At 61.0% G+C, this 2,283-nt stretch carries 2 protein-coding genes and 1 pseudogene; 2 read left to right on the top strand and 1 reads right to left on the bottom strand.

The window, feature by feature from the left end:
• Nucleotides 1-371, top strand: a 371-nt coding sequence (locus AC5JJ6_RS10090; RefSeq protein ID WP_496041913.1) for a DsbA family oxidoreductase, incomplete at its 5' end; no start/stop codon positions are given.
• Between the two features lie 32 nt (nt 372-403).
• Here the strand turns inward: AC5JJ6_RS10090 and AC5JJ6_RS10095 are convergent.
• Nucleotides 404-649: pseudogene (locus AC5JJ6_RS10095) on the bottom strand (ISKra4 family transposase); the annotation flags it as partial.
• 549 nt (nt 650-1,198) lie between these two features.
• On the opposite strand from AC5JJ6_RS10095, the gene AC5JJ6_RS10100 reads away from it, so the two are divergent.
• Nucleotides 1,199-2,283 (top strand): IS3 family transposase gene (locus AC5JJ6_RS10100; RefSeq protein ID WP_496041914.1). Its coding sequence is split into 2 segments (ribosomal slippage), with 1,086 coding nucleotides annotated over them: nt 1,199-1,469 and nt 1,469-2,283; the frame shifts between segments, so codons are not numbered across the junction. This gene is flagged as partial in the annotation.

Consider the following 2,283-nt stretch of genomic DNA (forward strand, 5'->3'; position numbering starts at 1 on the left):
ACATCCGCCTGCCAACTGTCTCCCCGCAACCGTACACGCGCAAGGCTTTCCTCGGGCTGCAGTATGCCGGCGAGCACGGCAAGGGTGACGACTATGTCGATGCCGTTCTGCGCGCCTTCTTCCAGCAAGATCGCGACATCGGCGATACGGACGTGCTGAAGGCGATCCTTAGCGACCTGGGGCTCAATCCTGGCGGCCTGGACGCGGTGCTTGGGTCGACGGTGCACAGCAATCGCCACGACGCCGCCCTGCAATATGCACGCGGGGCTGGGATCCGTGCAGTTCCTTCGATTGCAATAGGCAACAGGCTTTTCTCCGGCATGACTCATCCGGATACCCTACGTGCCGAAATACTGAAGCTGCGGGGGTAAGTTGAGAGCAACAAGAACCGTGGGGAGACGGCTTAGGCTGCGGCAGCGAGAGATAGAGGCTGACCATCGTTGGCGGTCATAGCCGCATACCAGGTGGTGAACAGGTCGCGCAGCGTGCCGTCAAGGGTGCGGGTTCGGGTCTGCAGGAGCTGATGAGCGCCTTTCGTTGACCGTTACATCTGCTGCTTTTTAGCGAAGCGCCTGCTGACGACGAGATCGACAGTGGACTCGGCGAAGGCAGTCGAGATGATTTCGCCATGGTCGCAGCGTTCCGCGTAGTCCGTAATCGCGGCGGAATTGTTCTCGATGCAGGTCGCCAACCCAGCCGTCGCTTTGACCCGCCGCGTCAGGCCGGTATAGCCGCTGGCCAGAGCGGCGACATCCTCTGCCAACACGCGGGCGCGGCTCAAAGCTTCACCGGCATCGCCATGCCACAGCCGCCATTTGATCCGACGCACCCAGGTGAAAATAAACATCCTCCCACGGCGGCAGATCGTGAGGCGTCATGTGCCAGGGAATACCGCCTCGCAGAACTATAGTAGCAGCCATCGGCGATCCGCCGTAAACTGTAGTGCCGCTAGCCACGCTGTCCACGGTTGTGTTTAAGCAATGGTTTGATCAATTCCCACTGTTGATCCATCGAGTCCGTTGGGTAAGGTTTGTCCGTCATCGCGCGTCCTACTGAATCCCGCGCCCCCCTACCAGATCAACAATCCATCAACCTCAAGCCCCCCCAAATTCATATTTAGTGAGATGGACCCCGGATCTGAGACAGGTGGCAATGCGAGAGTCCTGTTCCTATAAACGGCCCAGAAACAGGAGCAGTCATGAAGCAGTCACGGCAGAAGCACAGCGCGACGTTCAAGGCGAAAGTGGCCTTGGCGGCGATCAAGGGCGATCGCACGGTCGGCGAACTGGCCGGCGAGTATGGTGTCCACCCGAGCCAGATCCATGCCTGGAAGAAGGCGCTGCTTGACGGCGCGGCCGGCGTATTCGAGAGCGGCAGCGAGCGTGACGACAAGACCAACGAAATCCAAGTCGGCGAATTGTACCGCCAGATCGGCCAGTTGAAGGTCGAGAACGATTTTTTGGCCAGGAGGCTCGGCAAGTAAGCCGGGCCGAGCGCCGCGCGATGATCGACCGCGCGCATCCTACCCTGTCCATCAGCCGCCAGTGCCATTTGCTGGATGTCAGCCGCGCCTCGGTCTACCGCCGCCCGGCTCCGGTCAGCGCGGACGATCTCCGGCTGATGAAACTGATCGACCGTCAGTACCTGGCGCGGCCCTTCTACGGGTCGCGCCGCATGGCGGCGTGGCTGGCCGCCCAAGGGTTCCCGGTCAACCGCAAGCGGGTTCAGCGCCTGATGCGGTTGATGGGACTGGTCGCCATCTACCAGCGCCCCAACACCAGCAAGGCGGCGCCCGAGCACGCCAAGTACCCGTACCTGCTGGGCGGCCTGACAATCGACCGCGCCAACCATGTCTGGTGCAGTGATATCACGTATATCCCGCTCGCCAGGGGCTTCATCTACCTGGTCGCCATCATGGACTGGCACTCGCGGGCGGTGCTGTCATGGAGGATTTCGAACACGCTGCATGCCGACTTCTGCGTCGATGCCCTGGAAGAGGCGCTGCGTCGGTTCGGCAGGCCGGAGATCTTCAACACCGATCAAGGCAGTCAATTCACCAGCACCGACTTCACCGGCGTGCTGAAGGCTCACGGCATCAGGATCAGCATGGACGGCAAGGGCCGGTGCATGGACAACATCTTCGTCGAGCGGCTTTGGAGAAGCTTGAAATACGAAGACATATACCTGCACGCCTACACTTCGGTCGCCGAAGCCAAGGCGGGCATTGGCGCTTGGCTGCACTTTTACAACGAGGAACGCCTTCATCAGGCGCACGGCTACCGG

It is taken from the genome of Skermanella sp., from assembly GCF_059503625.1.